The sequence below is a fragment of the Nitrincola nitratireducens genome, from assembly GCF_000585235.1.
GTDB lineage: Bacteria > Pseudomonadota > Gammaproteobacteria > Pseudomonadales > Balneatricaceae > Nitrincola > Nitrincola alkalisediminis.
Window position 1 is genome coordinate 272,125 of the sequence record NZ_AONB01000003.1, and the last position, 17,637, is coordinate 289,761.

General features: G+C 45.2%; 14 protein-coding genes and 1 pseudogene. 5 read left to right on the plus strand and 10 right to left on the minus strand.

The features are described 5' to 3' along the window. The first annotated feature begins 266 nt into the window (after positions 1 to 266). Both D791_RS21365 and D791_RS21370 read left to right on the plus strand, forming a co-directional pair. Complete coding sequence (locus D791_RS21365; RefSeq protein ID WP_081763737.1) at positions 267 to 662, plus strand: ABC transporter substrate-binding protein; 396 nt, start codon at positions 267 to 269, stop codon at positions 660 to 662. Further along, positions 635 to 2,593 (plus strand): diguanylate cyclase, encoded by a 1,959-nt coding sequence (locus D791_RS21370; protein WP_036508624.1) that lies wholly within the window; start codon positions 635 to 637, stop codon positions 2,591 to 2,593. Before D791_RS21365 ends, D791_RS21370 begins: the two co-directional genes overlap by 28 nt. Positions 2,594 to 2,611: 18 nt before the next feature. Here the strand turns inward: D791_RS21370 and D791_RS05225 are convergent, their stop codons facing one another. Continuing rightward, positions 2,612 to 3,022 carry a DUF3429 domain-containing protein gene (locus D791_RS05225; RefSeq protein ID WP_036508626.1) on the minus strand — a complete coding sequence of 137 codons (411 nt, stop codon included), beginning with the start codon at positions 3,020 to 3,022 and terminating at the stop codon, positions 2,612 to 2,614. 81 nt (positions 3,023 to 3,103) lie between these two features. Then, positions 3,104 to 3,667 (minus strand): YqaA family protein, encoded by a 564-nt coding sequence (locus D791_RS05230; protein WP_036508628.1) that lies wholly within the window; start codon positions 3,665 to 3,667, stop codon positions 3,104 to 3,106. A 203-nt stretch (positions 3,668 to 3,870) separates the two neighbouring features. Between D791_RS05230 and D791_RS05235 the strand changes: the two genes are divergently transcribed. Genes D791_RS05235 through D791_RS18815 form a run of 3 tightly spaced genes read left to right on the plus strand, consistent with a single transcriptional unit; the run spans position 3,871 to position 9,070 of the window. Then, positions 3,871 to 6,093, plus strand: coding sequence for a GGDEF/EAL domain-containing response regulator (locus D791_RS05235; RefSeq protein WP_036508630.1), 2,223 nt, complete (start codon positions 3,871 to 3,873; stop codon positions 6,091 to 6,093). 28 nt (positions 6,094 to 6,121) lie between these two features. Further along, a complete protein-coding gene (locus D791_RS05240) occupies positions 6,122 to 7,099 on the plus strand; it encodes an ABC transporter substrate binding protein (protein ID WP_036508632.1) in 978 nt (325 codons plus the stop codon). A gap of 9 nt (positions 7,100 to 7,108) precedes the next feature. After that, a complete protein-coding gene (locus tag D791_RS18815) occupies positions 7,109 to 9,070 on the plus strand; it encodes a sensor histidine kinase (protein ID WP_051514229.1) in 1,962 nt (653 codons plus the stop codon). 84 nt (positions 9,071 to 9,154) lie between these two features. Here the strand turns inward: D791_RS18815 and ugpC are convergent, their stop codons facing one another. The 8 genes and pseudogenes from ugpC to umuD form a co-directional block, all read right to left on the minus strand. Further along, a complete protein-coding gene (gene ugpC, locus D791_RS05250) occupies positions 9,155 to 10,210 on the minus strand; it encodes a sn-glycerol-3-phosphate ABC transporter ATP-binding protein UgpC (RefSeq protein ID WP_036508634.1) in 1,056 nt (351 codons plus the stop codon). 3 nt (positions 10,211 to 10,213) lie between these two features. Continuing rightward, positions 10,214 to 11,062 (minus strand): sn-glycerol-3-phosphate ABC transporter permease UgpE, encoded by an 849-nt coding sequence (gene ugpE / locus D791_RS05255; protein WP_036508637.1) that lies wholly within the window; start codon positions 11,060 to 11,062, stop codon positions 10,214 to 10,216. Between the two features lie 8 nt (positions 11,063 to 11,070). Further along, a pseudogene (ugpA, locus tag D791_RS05260) lies at positions 11,071 to 11,954 on the minus strand (sn-glycerol-3-phosphate ABC transporter permease UgpA). Positions 11,955 to 12,023: 69 nt separating this feature from the next. After that, a complete protein-coding gene (gene ugpB, locus D791_RS05265; protein WP_420329336.1) occupies positions 12,024 to 13,316 on the minus strand; it encodes a sn-glycerol-3-phosphate ABC transporter substrate-binding protein UgpB in 1,293 nt (430 codons plus the stop codon). 310 nt (positions 13,317 to 13,626) lie between these two features. Beyond that, the gene (locus D791_RS05270) at positions 13,627 to 15,252 is read right to left on the minus strand and encodes a methyl-accepting chemotaxis protein (RefSeq protein ID WP_036508641.1); all 1,626 of its coding nucleotides are present in this window, start codon (positions 15,250 to 15,252) and stop codon (positions 13,627 to 13,629) included. A gap of 216 nt (positions 15,253 to 15,468) precedes the next feature. After that, positions 15,469 to 16,344, minus strand: a complete 876-nt coding sequence (locus D791_RS05275; RefSeq protein WP_475095418.1) for a DinB/UmuC family translesion DNA polymerase — start codon at positions 16,342 to 16,344, stop codon at positions 15,469 to 15,471. Continuing rightward, positions 16,236 to 16,745 carry a Y-family DNA polymerase gene (locus D791_RS22165; protein WP_475095420.1) on the minus strand — a complete coding sequence of 170 codons (510 nt, stop codon included), beginning with the start codon at positions 16,743 to 16,745 and terminating at the stop codon, positions 16,236 to 16,238. Before D791_RS22165 ends, D791_RS05275 begins: the two co-directional genes overlap by 109 nt. Positions 16,746 to 16,751: 6 nt before the next feature. Then, positions 16,752 to 17,246 carry a translesion error-prone DNA polymerase V autoproteolytic subunit gene (gene umuD / locus D791_RS05280; protein ID WP_051514232.1) on the minus strand — a complete coding sequence of 165 codons (495 nt, stop codon included), beginning with the start codon at positions 17,244 to 17,246 and terminating at the stop codon, positions 16,752 to 16,754. Positions 17,247 to 17,637: the final 391 nt, after the last annotated feature.

The following is a 17,637-nucleotide window of genomic DNA, read 5'->3' on the forward strand; positions in this document are numbered from 1 at the left end:
GAGTACCCGAATGTTCACAACTGGTGCACTTAGAATATGAGCGTTTAAATGTTTATTATAGGTGTATTCAAACAGACCATTCGGCTGTAACGACAGCCACTTAACCCTATGTTGATAATTCTTGCACCTGTTGTCTAAGATTTCAAATTGTCGGCCAAGATAAATACACTCGACATCACGACGCTCTGCGCATAAGATCAAGCGTCTTGTGCTGAGTTGTGATGGGTTTGCTTTGTTCAGCTTAATCGGTTAGGAATCCGTATGAAATGACTTGTCGTCTTAAGTCTAGCGCTAACAGGAGTACACAACAGATCAGTCTTGGTTTGCTTGTTTTTATATTTGCACTTCTAATCGTTAACTCCGTGTTCGCCCATGAACAGCCTTCCATTGCGGATGAAGAAGAAATCATCATCCAACTCAAGTGGAAACATCAATTCCAATTTGCGGGTTTTTACGCTGCACTCAAGCAAGGCTATTTTGCTGATGAGGGGCTGAACGTGCGTTTGAAAGAGCGCAACCCGAGTATCAATATTGTTGATCAAGTCATTCGACAAGAGGCGCATTATGCGTTGCCGATTCTGTTGTCATTCTGCAAGCGGCCAATCATCAGCCTGTCGTATTGGTTGCTGCCATCATGCAGTATTCAGCCAATGCCATTATGACCCTGGAGCAGTCTGAGATTAGGAGCCCACAAGACCTGATTTCACGTCGTATCTCCTTTTACGATAACGATTCCGATGGGATCGACATCTTAGCCTTGTTAGCAACCCAGGGTATTCGCGGCGCAAATTTAATCCGTAAACCCTGGGATGAGCGCGTTGATGCGTTGATCAATAATGATGTGGATGCAATCGTGGTCTATGTCACCAATGATCCTCATGTGTTTAGAGAAAGAGGTTATGACGTCAATCTTATTTATCCGCGAGATTACGGTGTAAGCCTGTATGGCGATATTCTCTTCACCCATCAGCAGGAGGCCGAACAGCATCCTGAACGTGTGGCGGCCATTCGGCGCGCTGTGATCCGAGGTTGGCACTATGCGTTGGATCATAAAGAAGAAATAGTCGACCATATTATTGAACATTACAACACGCTTGGTAAATCGAAAGCGGCCTTGATGATTGAGGCTCACGGGATGGAAGCATTAATCTCTCGCTATACCGCCGAATTAGGGCAGTTTGATCAGGGCCGAATTGACTATATCGTTGATCTTTTAGACAGGCTCAACCTATTGGAGTCCAATGGTATTGGTGGCAAACATTTAGTTTTCTCGTCGAATACAAAGGGCGTACTGTTAACCGAAAGTGAAAAGGCATTTTTAGCCTCTTTAGACAGGATAAAAGTCGGTGTCGAAGCGGTTGGGTATCCACCGTTTGAAATGCTGAATGATAATGGGCAGTATCAAGGGATTGCCGCTGACTATTTAGCACGTTTAGAGGAGTTGCTGGGTATTCGATTTGAATTTGTTCAAGAAGATACTTGGTTAGATGTGCTAGAGAACTTAAGGTCTAAAGAGATTGATCTGATAGCAGCGGCCGCTCAAACGCCAGAGCGTCTTCAGTATGCAACATTTTCCAGCCCCTATGTGCGTTCGCAAATGGTCATCGTGACACGCAATGACGTCGATTATGTTGCGAGTATTCGTCAACTTCAAGGACAATCCATTGGTGTGGTGGCGGATTATGCGCCAGATGAGTTGCTATCTCGATACTTTCCGGAACTCAGTTTAAAGCATTATCCAAGTACCGTTGATGGCTTGCGTGCATTATCCGTTGGGGAGGTGGACGCCTTTGTGGACAATTTGAGTGTTGTCAGTTATTTAATCCATCGTGAAGGCTTGGCAAATTTAAAAGTATCGGGCCAAACGCCCTATGTTTTTGATTTATCAATAGGGGTTCGCAAGGATTGGCCGCTCTTGCAAACCGCTATCGATAAAGCCTTAGCTTCTATGTCGTCTGAAGAGCATAGCGCTATTTATCATCGTTGGATCCGGTTTGAGGTGGTAGAGCATGTGCCCTGGAAAAATATCTTGCCCTTCATCATTGCTGCTGTTTTTGTTGCCATGGTTCTCGTCTATTTCCTGTTGCAATTACGCTCAAAGAATCAACTGCTTGCCCAAGTGTCTGTAACGGATAAGTTAACCGGTACCTACAACCGACATCATTTAGACCATATACTGATGGAGTTGTTTAAAGAGGCAAAACAAAAACGACAGTCCTTAGCGATTGTATTGTTTGATTTGGACCGTTTTAAATACATTAATGATGAGTATGGGCATCAAAAGGGTGATGAGATATTGCAGCAATTTTCAAACATCGTTAAAGACAATGTGCGCTCCACCGATGTGTTTGGTCGCTGGGGTGGCGAAGAGTTTTTGTTGGTCTGTCCGCTCACCAATACAGAGCAGGCCATTCAAGTTGCTGAAAAAGTGCGACTTTTATTGAGTGAGCAAGTACTGATTGAAAAGGAAAAGGTCACCGTCAGTGCTGGAGTGGCTTCCGCGAACATGATGCCGAATGTGGATGCTTTAATTACGTCGGCTGATAAAAAACTCTACCTCGCAAAAGAAAAAGGGCGCAATCGAGTGGAGTAAAGTATTTAAAGCTTTACTTCAAACGAAAAAAACACATAAGTGACAAACAGATACGATGCTTGTTAGTTGCCATCGCAAGGATGCATAACCCATTGGGTAGGCTTCATCAATCTTTTCTGCAACCTCCACAATTCTCAGCAGTATGAAGAGCCCTGTCTGAATTAGCAGTATGTAATCAGATAGCCAAATAAAGCTCAAAAAACTAAACACCGGAAAGCTAACCGTCCAAAGAGCGAGTCGGTTTTGATTGGGGTGTTGATACAAAATGGGCCAGATAACACCAGACATAAAACCGAGAATCAAGCAGCTGTAGATCGAAAACAGTAAAAAGGATTCTTCCGGCTGCCCATCATTCCCGGTCATCAGTGCATAGGTCAGGTAGATAAAGGGCAGTAAGCCTGAGTATCCCAGTGTTTTTATCAGCAACATAGTGGCATCCGTAACGCATAAGGTTTCGTGCTTTTACGATGTTTTCTTTGGGTTAGATGACTGGATTGTGAAGAGTATGCTCTACATAAATAAGCTTTTAGCAGAGGTTAAAAGCCAGTAGTAGAGATAAATTCGAGGTATCCTAAATAGAACTGAAGCTGATAAAACGACATACCAACGAATGTTCAGAACGCCTGCCGTCCAGCAGGTGACAGAGTAGGGCAGGGGCGTTATGGCACCAATTACCACGGCCCAGAAACCATACTTTTGAATAAATGCTTGGTGTTCATTTTTAAAACGACCAAACAGTCGCTTTGACCAGTTAAAATGCCCCAGCCAGCGTCCAATTCCAAACCCAGTCATGCCCGCGATCACGGATACAACGCCCAGTATACCCACGTAAAGAGGCCAGTTGGCTGAGAGTGGGCTTTTAGCAATGACAATTAGCAATATATCAGGTGGAAAGGGGGTGACGAGTGTATCCGTAACCAACAGAATTAAGGCAAGCCCCAGAAAACCAATTCGTTCAACAACCCAAGTGGTCGCAAAGGTCATTTCGTCTTCAAAAATGACACCCAGCCCAACCATAAGCGTAATAAATAGCACGAGTGCCAATAAAGCCTTAATTAAATTTTGTTGAATCATTAATGGTTATCACTCCGATTGACAGGGCCTGTTCATCTTCGATATGAAGGTTGCGAAAAAAATGCCTGAGGAATGAAATCCTGTCAATCAAAACCGATTGGTTTGCGGACGATAATTTGAGACCTATGCCGCTATTGCTTATTCTCATTACATTAGCTAAATTGAATTGTAAAAATACATTTCATTTTATATGGAAGGCTCAAATGACAGATGATGAGCTGGTTTCCTTTGACGATGAAATCACATTTCTTGCCGAGGAGGCGTGCTCAGGTCAACAGGACGACATCTGGAATGTTTTGATTGTTGACGATGACCATGATGTTCACTTAACCACACAAATGGCGCTAGCTGATTTATCCATAGAGGGACGTAAACTGGCATTTCACAGTTGCTTCTCTGGAGCGGATGCCTACGATTTTCTCAGCAAGAACCCATTAGAAATCGCGGTAATTCTGCTAGATGTCGTGATGGAGAGCCATGATGCTGGGCTTAAGTTGGTTTCCTTAATTCGTGAAGACCTCAAACTATCCTTTCCAAGGATTATTTTACGGACAGGACAGCCAGGTTATGCGCCTGAAGTCGATACCATTCGTCGATTAGACATTAATGACTATAAAACAAAATCTGAATTGACACGAGGAGGGCTTTATACAGCCTTATCTGTCGCGATTCGCTCTTACGCTCAGTTACGTCAAATTGAGATTAATCGTTTAGGTCTTGAAAAAATAGTTAAAGCTATTAATGATTTAAGCCGAATTCGTGGTTTGAGCTCATACGCTGAAGGTGCTGTCCTTCAAATATGTTCGATACTGTCCATACCAGAAGAGGGACTCGTCTGTGTGCAAAGCGTCACGTCAAGCGCGAGCGAGCCACTCATCATTGCCGCCGCTGGTAACTTCGCACGTCTGATTAATCAGCCGTTAGACGCTCTACCCAATCCCTGTATGAAGTCAGCATTACGTCAAGCGCTGAGTCAACGCTCACACATTATTGGGCGTCATACGGCACTGTATTTTGGTTTAGAGAATGATCGTGAGATGGCGGCCTGTATCGAGTCAAATCGCGTTTTAACCGCGGTAGACGAACACCTATTGAACGCATTTTGCGCCAGTGTGTCAGTTGGAATCGATAATCTGGGTTTGAATGCGCGAATCGAGTCCTTAGCTTATGTTGATCCTCTATTAGGGATTGCCAATCGTTATAGGTTCGAGCGAGCCATCACCGAACAGCAGGCTATGTTTACTAATTGTGTGCTGATTCTAGTGGATATTGATGATTTCTCATCCGTAAACTCCACGCTTGATCAGCACTTTGGAGACGATGTGCTGAAGGCCGTCTGTGCAAGGCTCAGTCATTTTATATCCAGCGATGTTATTTTAGGGCGTGTGGCTGGCGATTGTTTTGCGCTAGTGGGTCCAGCAGAGTCTGTTAAGTACGATGACATTATTCAGTTATTTCAAGATCCTTTTATCGTTAATAATGAGTCTTTACGAATTTCAGTTACCTGTGGCGTGGTGTCTTTAGAGCAGGAAGGCATGGCTACGCAGGGGACCGAGCTATTAAAAGATGCGAATATTGCGTTGAAACAAGCAAAGCTTTTCAGCCGAGGCAAGGTTCAGTATTTCAAAGCCAGTTTACGGCAAGCGGCAAAGGATCGTATTGAATTGTTGACAGGGCTACGCGAGGCATTTTCATCCGATCGTTTGTTTCTTTGTTACCAGCCACAAATCGATTTACGCAGTCGACGTATCATAGGAGCAGAAGCACTGCTTCGTTGGCGTAATCAGCAGGGTCAGTTTATCCCCCCTGATCGTTTTATTCCGTTGGCCGAGCAGTCGGGTACCATCATCCCCATTGGCGCGTGGGTACTAAGAACCGCCTGCGCTCAACTTCGGCAGTTAATTGATCTAGGGTACGCAGATTTTAGAATGGCGGTTAATGTTTCGTATGCGCAGTTCCGTGAACCGGACTTTGTCGATATGTTGAAATCTGTGATCCTCGATGCGCGCGTGCCTGCCGAGCAACTTGAAATAGAATTGACTGAGTCTATTGCAATCGAAGATCCGCTTGCTATTAATAAAACTTTGTCCGCGATTCGCGCACTTGGAATTAAAGTGGCTATGGATGATTTTGGAACCGGCTATTCGTCATTAAGTGTATTGAATAGGCTTCGGATTGATCGTTTAAAAATTGATCGTGCGTTTGTGGCCGATGCATCGCTGAGCGCGACAGAAGCCAACCTTGCGCGTGTTATCGTGCATCTTGCTAAAGACTTTCAATTAAACGTAATTGCTGAAGGCATTGAAACTGAATCTCAGTTAAATGAGCTGGTAAAGATGGGCTGTGATGAGGGACAAGGTTACTTCATCGCGAAGCCGATGGATGCTAAAACCTTTGTCGATTGGTTGGTGATGAATGCAACCTAATTAAACGAGTCCCCAGAGGCAGAATAGAATGAATGCGATCGCGAGGTTTTGTTTTGCCAGTAGCGTTATTTTTGTGGGTATCGTCATAATTGCTATGCTTAAGCCTGATAAAGAAAAGGCTGTTAAAATCGGTGTTGTGAATTACTTACCGATGTTGGAGTCAACGTTAATTGGTTTTAAACAGGGTCTATCGGATCTAGGTTACGCTGAGGATCAAGTGCAATGGCTTTATTCGGGGGCTATCGGGCCGGATGAACATTCCGTTGAGGCAGAAGCTGCACGTCTCATCAACCAAGAACGAGTTGATCTCTTGCTCACAATTGGTACGCTTCCTACAGTGTTCGCTAAACAACTGACTCAGCAGCAAGCGAAACCGACACCGGTGATATTTGCGCCTCTAATCAACCCGGTCGGTGCCGGAATTATTAAGACATTGGATAAACCCGGTGGCAACGTGACGGGGGTGCACAATGGTAATAATGCAGAAAAAGCAGTTGAGTGGCTGTTAACGCTTGCGCCTAAAACAAACTACTTTTTCACCTTTTACCATCCTGACGATGCTGTGTCTGTGTCCATTGTTGAGGATATTGCATTTACACAACAATTTTTTTATCCCGTTATTTTTCGTTCAATTCCTGTTGAAAGTGAGCAAGACGCCTTAGGATACTTGCATCGTTTACCCACCAACAGCTCTTTGTTAATTACCCCAACGCCGAGTCTAGGATCGATGTCATTGCTGCAGCAGGCGGCACTGGCTCAAGGTGTTTTTGTTGCAGGTTATAACGTTTCGGCAACCTATACCCTGATGAGTTATTCGGTTGATTGGTATCAACAAGGGTATCAAGCCAGCTTACTGGCCGATCGTGTTTTGCAGGGGATTGATCCAAGCGTGATTTCGGTTGAGGCGGCTGAGAGTTACTTATCCTTTAATCTCGCCAATGCGCATGCGTATAGTTTTAAAGTTGATCCTAAGTTTTTGAAACTATCAGACTTTATTATAAGGTAAGGGCTGATTATGGTTGCTCGATTGCGAAAACGGCTCAAACAAGAAATGGCATTGGCCTTTTTATCGGTCTCGTTGATTGCACTCACCATTGTCGGCAGTGTAGCGGCCTATCACATTTTTTATTCCCAACGCCAGTTGGTGTTGGTGACACAGCAGCAAGTGGCCCAACGCGTCAGTCAAGAGGTTAAAGAGTTGTTGAAACGCTCTGTTCGACACCTTGAGTTGTTAGTCATATCGAGTGATTTCGAGCGTCAACCCTTATCGGTTCAGTCTGAGCTTTTATTTGAGTTTTTTCATTGGAAAAAAACACATGACTTTATTGCGCTGTACGCGGCTGATAAAACCTATCTTTTCCACACTCACCGCTTGTTTTCGCAAAGCCAGGGGTTGAGTGATTCCGGACTCATTCACGCGGCCTTAGGCGATGTGGTTCGAACACAAAAAAGTTATTTTGGCGATATTGTGTATAACAGCACGACCGGTGAACCCAGTGTTTTAATCGCCATACCTGTGAAGGATGTGGTGACTGGAAACATGACCCACATTATTGTCGTATCTCTGCGCTTTAAAGCGATCTGGGATATTATGGCAAGGGAAGCAAGAGAGTCACAGTTTTCGGTGTTTTTAGTGTCTGATGATCACCGCGTGGTCGCTCACAAAGATCCCTCGGTGGTGTTAGCGCAGCAACGTTTTCATCTAGATGAGGGCGTATATGTGAGTCGGGGTGTGGATGGTCACCGTGCCATTATAGGCAAGGCCTTGCTGTCATTAGAGAATAGGCACTATGTTCTGTATTCGGAACAGAGCTTCCGCCACGCCTTCTCCGAAGCGAGAGAAAAAGCAATTTGGATGCTCGTAGGTGTGTTGTTGGCATTCTGTGTGGCTGTTGTGCTCGGGATTCAATTCAGTCGTAGGATTACACAACCGCTTGACCAGTTATTGACGGGTGTCCGATCTGTAACTAAGGGGGATTTAGACCAGCAAATTGAAGTATCAGGTCGTAATGAATTGTCTATGTTGGCTCAATATTTTAATGAAATGACACGACAATTACGCGATTTAATATTTGAGCTACGGTCTAAAACCAAGGATCTAGAGGCCGAAGTCTGTACTCGTGTTCAGGCAGAAGATTCACTGCGCACTCTTAATTCAGAACTTGAGCAGCGCGTAATTGAACGAACGCAAGTCCTGCAGGAAACGCTGGACCATTTACAATCGACCCAGGAATCACTGGTTCAATCCGAAAAACTGGCCGGTTTAGGCGCGATGGTGGCCGGGGTTGCCCATGAGCTGAATACCCCGATAGGCAATGCTTTAATGATGTCGAGTACATTAAAGGAGAAAAGTCAGGAGTTTGAGCAATCACTTCAGCAAGGATTACGGAAGTCGGAATTGCAAAGCTATACGGATCTTGTCAAAAAAGGCAGTGAAATATTATGTTTAAACCTGAATCAAAGCGCCCGACTGATTTCCAGCTTTAAACAAGTAGCGGTCGATCAAACCAGTTATCAGCGCCGTTCCTTTTTATTGAGTGAGGTCGTCGAAGAAATAGTGTTGACGATGGCGCCGACCCTGCGCCATTCGAGCGTGAAGGTCTCAACATCGATTCCCGACTCCATTCGCCTGGATAGCTACCCCGGCCCGCTCGGACAGATTTTACTCAACTTGATCAACAATGCGATTTTACATGCCTTTTCTGAGGGTGAGTCAGGAGCCATACTGATTCAAGCCAAACAAGAAGGCGAGCGTTTACTATTGACTCTCGAAGACAACGGCAAGGGTATTTCTCCAGATCATTTGGGGCGCATATTTGATCCTTTTTTCACAACGCGCTTAGGCCAAGGCGGTTCGGGTCTAGGGCTGAGTATTGTGTTCAATTTGGTGAAGGGGATATTGGGGGGATCGATTGAAGTGAGCAGCGAACTGGGTAAAGGTACCCAGTTTTGCCTAGACATTCCATTGGTGCGATGAAGGTAGATAGAGTATCTGTATGAGCGCAATTGCAGCAGAGCCACAATGCGCGATCAGTAAGCCAGCAATCACGAGTATTTTCGGTTATTGAATATCTGTGCGCCGTTGGCTAGCTTGGTTGAATGGATGGACTTTGGTGAGCGGAATATACACGCTTAGAGTGGTATTTTCATGCACCTGAGGATCGATGTCGACGCGTAGTGTTAAATCCTGACCTAAAGGTGTTTTGACGTATAAATGGCTTTCTGCTCCAGCAGGCTCAAATAACCCGACTTGACAGTCCAAACACAGAGCATCTTCCTTGGGTCTAGACAGCAGCAGTTGATCTGGACGTATCCCTAGAATATCGGTTGTTGCAGGTAATTGACTCAATAGATGTTGGTTATCGCTCTGTTGAAACTCAGTAATAGGGATAAGATTCATGCTGGGTGAACCGATAAACTGCGCAACAAATAGAGTGTCTGGACGGTTGTATACATCCATAGGACTGCCGACCTGTTCAATGCGGCCTTGATTTAATACGACTAAACGGTCGGCTAAGGTCATGGCTTCGAGCTGGTCATGAGTCACATATAGAGAGGTGGTTTTCAGACGCTTTTGCAGTTGTTTAATTTCTAAACGCATCTGCACACGAAGCTTCGCGTCCAAGTTGGATAGAGGTTCATCCAATAAAAACACCTTGGGTTCACGAACCAAGGCTCTCCCCATGGCCACACGTTGCCTTTGTCCGCCCGATAAGGCTTTGGGCTTACGCTCTAAGAAGGGCGTAATTTCTAGCATTTTAGCAATCGCATCTACTCGTGTTTTAATTTCATCTTTAGAAAATCCACGGTTCTTAAGGCCATAGCCTAGATTGTTGTAGACAGTCATGTGTGGATACAGCGCATAGTTTTGGAACACCATCGCAATGTCACGTTCAGATGGCTCGAGATCATTGACGCGTCGTTCGCCAATAAATAAATCGCCTTCTGTGATGCTCTCTAGGCCTGCAATCATTCGTAATAGAGTGGATTTTCCACAGCCTGAGGGGCCAACGAGTACAATAAATTCACCGTCTTTGATTGTTAAATTAATCTCTGATACGGCTTTCACATCGCCCGTGTACATTTTTCCTAAGCGGTTTATTTGAATAGATGCCATGGTTTACTTCTCTGTTTCCGTCAGGCCTTTCACAAAAAGACGCTGCATAAATAAAATCACTAAAATGGGTGGGAGGGCGGCTAAGACCACCGTCGCCATGACGAGGTGCCACAAGGGTTCTGCATCGGCGCCTGTCACCATGCGTTGTATCCCCATTACAATGGTGTAGTACTCTGGATCGGTGGTGATTAGGAGTGGCCAGAGGTACTGGTTCCAGCCGTAAATAAACATGATGACAAACAAGGCAGCGATATTGGTGATCGATAGGGGTAGCAAAATATCTTTAAAAAACTTCAAAGGACCTGCGCCATCAACGCGTGCAGCTTCTAACATCTCTTCTGGAATCGTCATGAAAAACTGCCGAAACAAGAAAGTGGCCGTAGCCGATGCAATGAGTGGGATGGATAAACCTGCAAAACTATTGAGCATGCCTAGATCTGCAACCACCTGAAACGTCGGTACGATTCTGACTTCGACAGGTAGCATAAGGGTTAAGAAAATGACCCAAAAAAAGAACATGCGAAATGGAAAACGAAAATACACAATTGCAAATGCAGACAGCAAGGAAACCAGCAGTTTGCCGATCGTGATGGTCATTGCCATTACGAAACTGTTCCAGAGCATCGTATGAAGAGGAGGCGTTCCTGCACGCGAGCGACCTTCAAATAAGACTTGTTTGTAGTTTTCAAGTCCTTGGGAGCCTGGCAATAAGGGGAGGGTGCCACTTAAAAATGTGCCTGCTTCATGTGTCGATGCGATCACCGCCAAGTAAACAGGAAACACCACCAGTGCAACCCCTAGGATAAGGATGCAATGTGTCATGAAGCGTGACCAAGAATTGTTTTCAACCATAAGGATGCCTAGTAATTAACTTTACGTTCAATGTAACGAAATTGAATTACGGTCAACAGGACGACGATGGCCATTAAAATGACGGACTGAGCTGCTGATGAGCCTAAATTCATGCCAATAAACCCGTCTCTAAACACCTTATAAACAAGAATATTGGTGGCTTGAGCAGGCCCACCTTCGGTTGTTGCATGGATAACACCAAAGGTATCGAACATGGCATACACGACGTTGACGACCAATAAAAAGAAGGTCACAGGGGACAGGAGCGGAAACACGATCGTCCAAAAGCGTTTGAAGGGTTTTGCACCATCAATGGCAGCCGCTTCAATTAACGATTGTGGAATGGACTGTAAGCCTGCTAAGAAAAACAAAAAATTGTACGAAATTTGTTTCCAAGCAGCGGCAATGATCACCAATAGCATTGCATGATTGCCGTTTGCACGGTGATTCCACTGATAGCCAAGCATGTCCAGTGCATAGGGTAAGATGCCAAGTGTGGGGTTAAAAATAAACCACCAGAGTATGCCTGCAATCGCAGGTGCCACCGCATAAGGCCAAACCAGAAAAGTCGTATAAACATCACGGCTGCGGATAAGCCTATTGACTAATACGGCAAAAAGCAGAGCAACACTCATGGATAAAAGCGTGGTGCCTAGCGAAAAGGTAAGCGTAACTTTGAGGGCTTGAAGATACTGATCATCAGCAAACAGGCGAGTAAAGTTATCAAACCAGACAAATTCTGTTTTAAAGCCAAACACGTCTTGGCGAAGTAATGACTGGTAGAGAGCCTGAGAAGCAGGCCAGACAAAGAAGATGAGCGTTACAACCACTTGCGGTGCCAAGAGTAAATAGGCAGATAGCGGTGATTAAACGTCATGCGTTTCGTTTGCATCGTTGAGTGATCCTGGAGCTAAAAAGAGACCCCCGTGCGATGCAACGGGGGTTGAATGAGAGTATTCAATTAACGGTTAGCCGCTTCAAACTCACGCAGTAAGGCATTGCCGCGTCGTACAGCAGAGTCGGCCGCTGCTTGACCTGTTTTTTGACCAGTCATTACGGCTTCCATTTCTTCAGAGATGATGTCGCGGATTTGCACAAAATTACCGAAACGTAAACCCTTTGAGTTTTCAGTTGGTGCGTTCAATGTCATTTGCTTAATTGAGGTATCTGCACCTGGGTTGGCGTCATAATAGCCTTGAGACTGAGTGAGATCATAAGACGCCTGAGTGATAGGGAGGTAGCCCGTGCTTTGGTGCCAATCTGCCTGAATCTCTGCTTGTGAGAGGTACTCAAAGAAGGCGGCAACGGCAGCATAGTCTTTTTCAGCATGACCACGTAAAACCCATAGGGTTGCACCACCGATAATGCTGTTTTGGGGAGCGCCCTCTACGTCATCGTAGTAGGGTTGAAAACCGAAACCGACATCAAACTTGGCATTAGCGAGTACACCTGAGCGGCTTGCCGATGAGCCAAAAAACATAGCACATTCACCTGAGTAGAACAAAGGCGCTGCATCAGGCCCAGGACCCGGGCCACCCCATTTAAATACACCTGCGTCCTGCCAGGTTTTTAAATTATCCCAGTGACGAGCGACCTGTGGATTATTGAAGGTGAGTTCTGTGTTAAACCCTTCAAAACCATTTGCCTGAGTGCCTAAAGGTAAATTGTGCCAGGCACTGAAGTTTTCCAGCATGACCCAGCTTGGCCAAGAGGTCGTGAATCCGCAGTTACTTGCACCTGTCTCACGCAGTTTTTCTGATGCGCTGACCATCTCTGCCCAAGTGCTGGGAGGGTTATCACTATCCAATCCCGCTTTGGTAAAGGCATCTTTGTTGTAATACATGATGGGGGTGGAAGAGTTGAACGGGAAAGAGAGCATGTTGCCATTTGGGTCTGTGTAGTAACCCACGACGCTTGGAAGGTAGGCGTCTTTATCAAATGTTTTATCGTGATCGGCCATCAACTGGTAAATCGGATAAATTGCGCCGTCTGCTGCCATCATGGTGCCCGTACCCACTTCGAATACCTGAACGATATGTGGATGTTGGCGTGCACGGAAGGCCGCAATTGCACCTGTCATGGTTTCAGTGTAAGTGCCACGAAAGCTCGGAATCACTTCGAACTCATCTTGGCTGGCATTAAAGTCTTTAGCAACTTGTTCAAGTTTTTCGCCAAGCTCTCCGCCCATGGCATGCCACCAGTTGACTGACGTTTTTGCTTGAGCGGTACCGGCAGCCAAAGACACACTGAGCATAAGTGTGCTGAGCGCAAAGGTTTTGAATGAACGCATGTTTCTCTCCTGACGTGCACTGGTTGTCTGGGGGATCTTGTTATGATTGAGCCCAGTTTTTAAAGTGATTTAAAATCAGGAGACATTAGTGATTGAATGTTAAAGGTTTGTTTCAGTTGCGTGATGGTTTTGTGAAGTGATTAACGTTCTTGTGTCAAATGAAAAAAATCATTCGTTCAATCGTAGAAGGTTTGAACGAATGATCAATATCCTTAGCAACATCCCTGTAAGCTATCTCCTTTATGCACTTGGCTGTGAAAAGGGTGTCAAAAACTTACAGTTTGAAGCGATGTATTTCCGATTTTAAATCGTTGGCAAGGTGTGATAGGTCTTCACTGGCCTTAACGATTTGCTCTGAAAGGACCATCGAAGACTCGGCAGTCAAGGTAATACGTCCAAAGTTTTCATTGATCGTTTCGGCAACTGCTGATTGCTCTTCAGTCGCACTGGCAATACGAATATTCATATCACTGATTGAGGCAACGGATTCACGTATTTTTCGGATGGATTCACGAGCATGTTTAGCTTGTTCCACAGAGACGGTGGTTTGATTTAGGCCCTCTTGCATGACGGTAACGGCTCTTGCGGTTTGTTGCTGTGATTTGTTGATCAGGTTTTGTATGTTGATGGTTGAGTCCTTTGTTCGGCTCGCCAGTGAGCGGACTTCATCTGCGACTACGGCAAATCCACGCCCTTGATCACCCGCTCGCGCAGCTTCAATGGCCGCATTTAAAGCAAGTAAGTTGGTTTGCTCCGCAATGTCGGCAATAATCTTAACAACGCTGCCAATCTGTTTGCTGTCTTGTTCAAGTTCTTGAATAACAACTGAGGCCTCAGCAACATGGCTCGAGAGTTGAGTGATGGAACTGACTGATTTTGCAACTTCTTGATCGCCAATTTCAGTTTCCAAGTTGGCATTTTTTGCGAGATCCGCTGCGTCTTGTGTTAAACGGGCAACATCCTGAACCGCATGTGACATCTGACTAATTGCAGAGGCACCTTTGTAGGTTTCATCTTTTTGAGCTTCAATTTTTCGTTCATTCTCGTTCGACAGTTGTGATAATTCGGCAGATGAACTGGCCACACGATTCGCCATTTTGGTCATTTGGCGGATGACTCTGGAAAGATCTTCAGCCATTTTGTCAATCGAACCCATAATGCTTTCTGCATTCGTTGAGTGGGTGCGTATAGATAGATCACCCTGAGCAAACTTTTGAATAATTTCAGAGGCGCTTTCTGCCGTACCACCAATCAAAAGCTTAAGCTTTCGCAGAGTTCGGTAGGCGATAAAAATACCCACCGCAATCGCGATAGCCGTTATGGACAACATCATGGTCAGAAAACCACCTGTTTCATTACGGACAAAAGCAACCTCGGCTTGTATTTTTGCTTCTTGAAAGTCAATAAATGCATTGATTGCGGCAAGCCAATCGCTGTAAGCACTGGCTGTCTCATCCATGAGGAAGGATTGAGCTGAAAAATGACTGTCTTTGAGAATATCGAGCGTTTCTTCTGTCAAGCTGAGTGTTCGGCGTTCAATGTCTTTAATAATTTTTAGTAATCGCTCTTCTTCTGCTGTAACATTTTGTTTATCAATAAATAATGCGTCAAGCTGGCGGGCGGAGTCTTGATAAAAAGCATCTAAACGCGTTATGTCGTTTAAATGTTTTTGGCGTTCGTCGGCATCAAAAACAAGAACAGCATCGCGTAATGAAATTGCTCGATCATGTACACTGCCACGAAAGTTAATTGCGTAGCGTTGTTTGCGGCTATCATAGTCATTCACATTGGAAAGCACTTGATCGACACGTGTGACTTTTACGACTCCAAAAATGGATAGTGTTAACATAAATAGCATTAACAGAGTGAAACCAATAAAGACGCGTTGGACAATGCTCATTTTAATCCTTAATGCATCAGAAAGAGGAGTGCTAGGAGGTGTGTTTGATTGCGGCTATTCATTAAAAATGAAGCGCAGATTTTTCGAATTATTGCAGTTTTTTGACAGGATTGCATTGCTTCTTTAGTACGGCATTTATAAAAATATTGATTTAAATCAATGATAAATCAGAATCTTTAATCTGGCCGTATTTAAGTGCTTCAATCGATTTCGACGCTAGACCACCCAAGGAATGTCTTCCCAGCGTGTGGTATAGCTGGGGGATAGTTTTTGGCGCTTCATTGACCAATCTTTACGCATTCCTTGGCTTGCAATATACAAGCGTCCTGCTGAGCTGTGGTTAACTTGATCGAGCAGTTTCATTAGCGTTTGGGAGTTGGCATGCGGGGTTGCTGGGTCGAATAAACTAGGTTGATAGATGCCGGGCTCATAGAAGTCAGAGAGCATCACGCCTGCTTTCATGAAGCGGTGGCCGTCTTGCCATATTTGCTGTAACAGAGCATGCGATGCTTTGATTAGCTCACGGGTATCATCGGTGGGAATAGTCATTTCAAGACTGCGTGATGGTGCGTAGCGAGGTTCCGATGGATTGAAAGGGTTGGTGCGCATAAATACAGTAATCATTTTGGCATAACGCTGTTCTTTACGCAGTTTTTCAGCGGCGCGTGCTGTGTAGTCTGAAATTGCTTCTCTCATTACAGAGAGTTCATGAATACGCTGGCTAAATGAACGGCTGAAAACAATTTGTTGTTTAGTCGGTGCTATGCTTTCTAAAGGCAAACATGACTCGCCGTTGAGTTCTCGAACGATGCGTTCCACAACCACTGAATAGTGTTTTCGAATATAGTGCAGGTTGGCATTTGCAAGATCTAAGGCTGTGTGAATACCTTCATTTTCCATACGTTGGGTCAGTTTGCGACCAATGCCCCATACCTCGCCAACAGGCACTAAGGCCATGAGTTTTTGCTGCCTTTCTCGGGTGGTCAGATCCACGACGCCTTGTGTTTTGGTGTAGTGCTTGGCGGCATGATTGGCAAGCTTAGCCAGTGTTTTGGTTGGAGCGATGCGACACAGACGATGATTTTTGTCCACTGTTGGAGCGTTTGCCTTAGTGTTAAGCCAAAGTCGAAGAGAGAAGTTAGATTGTCGATGCCCGTGAGGTCGAGGAAGGCTTCATCAATTGAATAGACTTCGACCTGTGGTGCGAGTGTTTCCAATGCCGACATGACACGCGAAGATAGGTCTGCGTAGAGGGCATAGTTGCTCGAAAACGTAGCAACTTGGTAGCGGTTGACGAGGTCTTTGATTTGATAAAAGGGCACGCCCATTTTAATGCCAAGCTGTTTCGCTTCTTGTGAGCGTGCGACCACGCACCCGTCATTATTGGAGAGGACGATTAAGGGTTTGTTTTTTAGGTCGGGTCGAAAGAGTGTTTCGCAGCTGGCAAAGAAGTTGTTGCAGTCCACCAGCGCAAAGATAGGTTTTCTAGGCATCTGGCTTCATTTATCTGTGTGTAAAGGGTGTGTTTTGAGGGGCTGTTTCTTGTGTGGGTTGGCGCTTGCTCGGGTGATTTTTCGAATGATGTTGGTCACGACGCCAAAGATTTCAAATTGATGTGATTCGTTGATTTCAATAGGTGGGTAGGCGGGGTTGCAGGGTACGAGTCTGGGCTTTGGGTGTTGTTCGAATTGTTTGACGGTCATTTCTCCATCAAGTGAAGCGACGATGATGTCTTGGTGTCTGACGTCGAGAGAACAGTCAACGATGAGGATGTCCATGGCGTAAATGCCTGCATCGATCATTGAGTCACCTTGTACGCGAACAAAAAAAGTGGCGCTAGGGTGTTGTACACAGAGTTGGTTGAGGTCGAGCATGTGTTCTACGTAGCCTTGTGCAGGAGAGGGAAATCCTGCGGATACGCGTTCTAAAAAGAGCGGTATTTTTAGCTGGTGCGTGTGTTGTTCTGGATGTGGGGTTAAGGGGGGGATGTTCATAGGCCTGTCTCCTATACTGTTTATATGTACAGTATTATGGATTGTGGGGCCGTTGACAAGGGGATTTTTACGGTTAATAAATAAGTTGAGCTGGCGATAGTTATGCACAGTAGCTGTGAATAAGTGTGTGGGTTTGAGGTGTATTTGTGCTTAGGTCATATGTGGGGCGCGGGTTTGGTGGGGGTGGTTGTTCTTTGAGCAGGTGGATGGTTTGATGGGCTTTGTTATTGTGTAGGTATTTTCGTTATGGGTAGCGTGTTTTTTATTAAACTGGTGGCAGTTCAGATCTGAGCATGTCATCAGAAAGCCGGATGGTGGCTGGTCGCTAACCGATAGGAACTGCCGCTGGGTTAATATAGGCACTGTATTCATTATAGGCATTCTACCCACC

Bases quoted from the DNA above. Each gene is read 5' to 3' on its own strand.
- D791_RS21365 (WP_081763737.1), top strand. From the start codon at position 267: ATGACTTGTCGTCTTAAGTCTAGCGCTAACAGGAGTACACAACAGATC.
- D791_RS21370 (WP_036508624.1), top strand. From the start codon at position 635: ATGCAGTATTCAGCCAATGCCATTATGACCCTGGAGCAGTCTGAGATT.
- D791_RS05225 (WP_036508626.1), bottom strand. From the start codon at position 3,022: ATGTTGCTGATAAAAACACTGGGATACTCAGGCTTACTGCCCTTTATC.
- D791_RS05230 (WP_036508628.1), bottom strand. From the start codon at position 3,667: ATGATTCAACAAAATTTAATTAAGGCTTTATTGGCACTCGTGCTATTT.
- D791_RS05235 (WP_036508630.1), top strand. From the start codon at position 3,871: ATGACAGATGATGAGCTGGTTTCCTTTGACGATGAAATCACATTTCTT.
- D791_RS05240 (WP_036508632.1), top strand. From the start codon at position 6,122: ATGAATGCGATCGCGAGGTTTTGTTTTGCCAGTAGCGTTATTTTTGTG.
- D791_RS18815 (WP_051514229.1), top strand. From the start codon at position 7,109: ATGGTTGCTCGATTGCGAAAACGGCTCAAACAAGAAATGGCATTGGCC.
- ugpC (WP_036508634.1), bottom strand. From the start codon at position 10,210: ATGGCATCTATTCAAATAAACCGCTTAGGAAAAATGTACACGGGCGAT.
- ugpE (WP_036508637.1), bottom strand. From the start codon at position 11,062: ATGGTTGAAAACAATTCTTGGTCACGCTTCATGACACATTGCATCCTT.
- ugpB (WP_420329336.1), bottom strand. From the start codon at position 13,316: ATGCTCAGTGTGTCTTTGGCTGCCGGTACCGCTCAAGCAAAAACGTCA.
- D791_RS05270 (WP_036508641.1), bottom strand. From the start codon at position 15,252: ATGAGCATTGTCCAACGCGTCTTTATTGGTTTCACTCTGTTAATGCTA.
- D791_RS22165 (WP_475095420.1), bottom strand. From the start codon at position 16,745: ATGCCTAGAAAACCTATCTTTGCGCTGGTGGACTGCAACAACTTCTTT.
- umuD (WP_051514232.1), bottom strand. From the start codon at position 17,246: ATGAACATCCCCCCCTTAACCCCACATCCAGAACAACACACGCACCAG.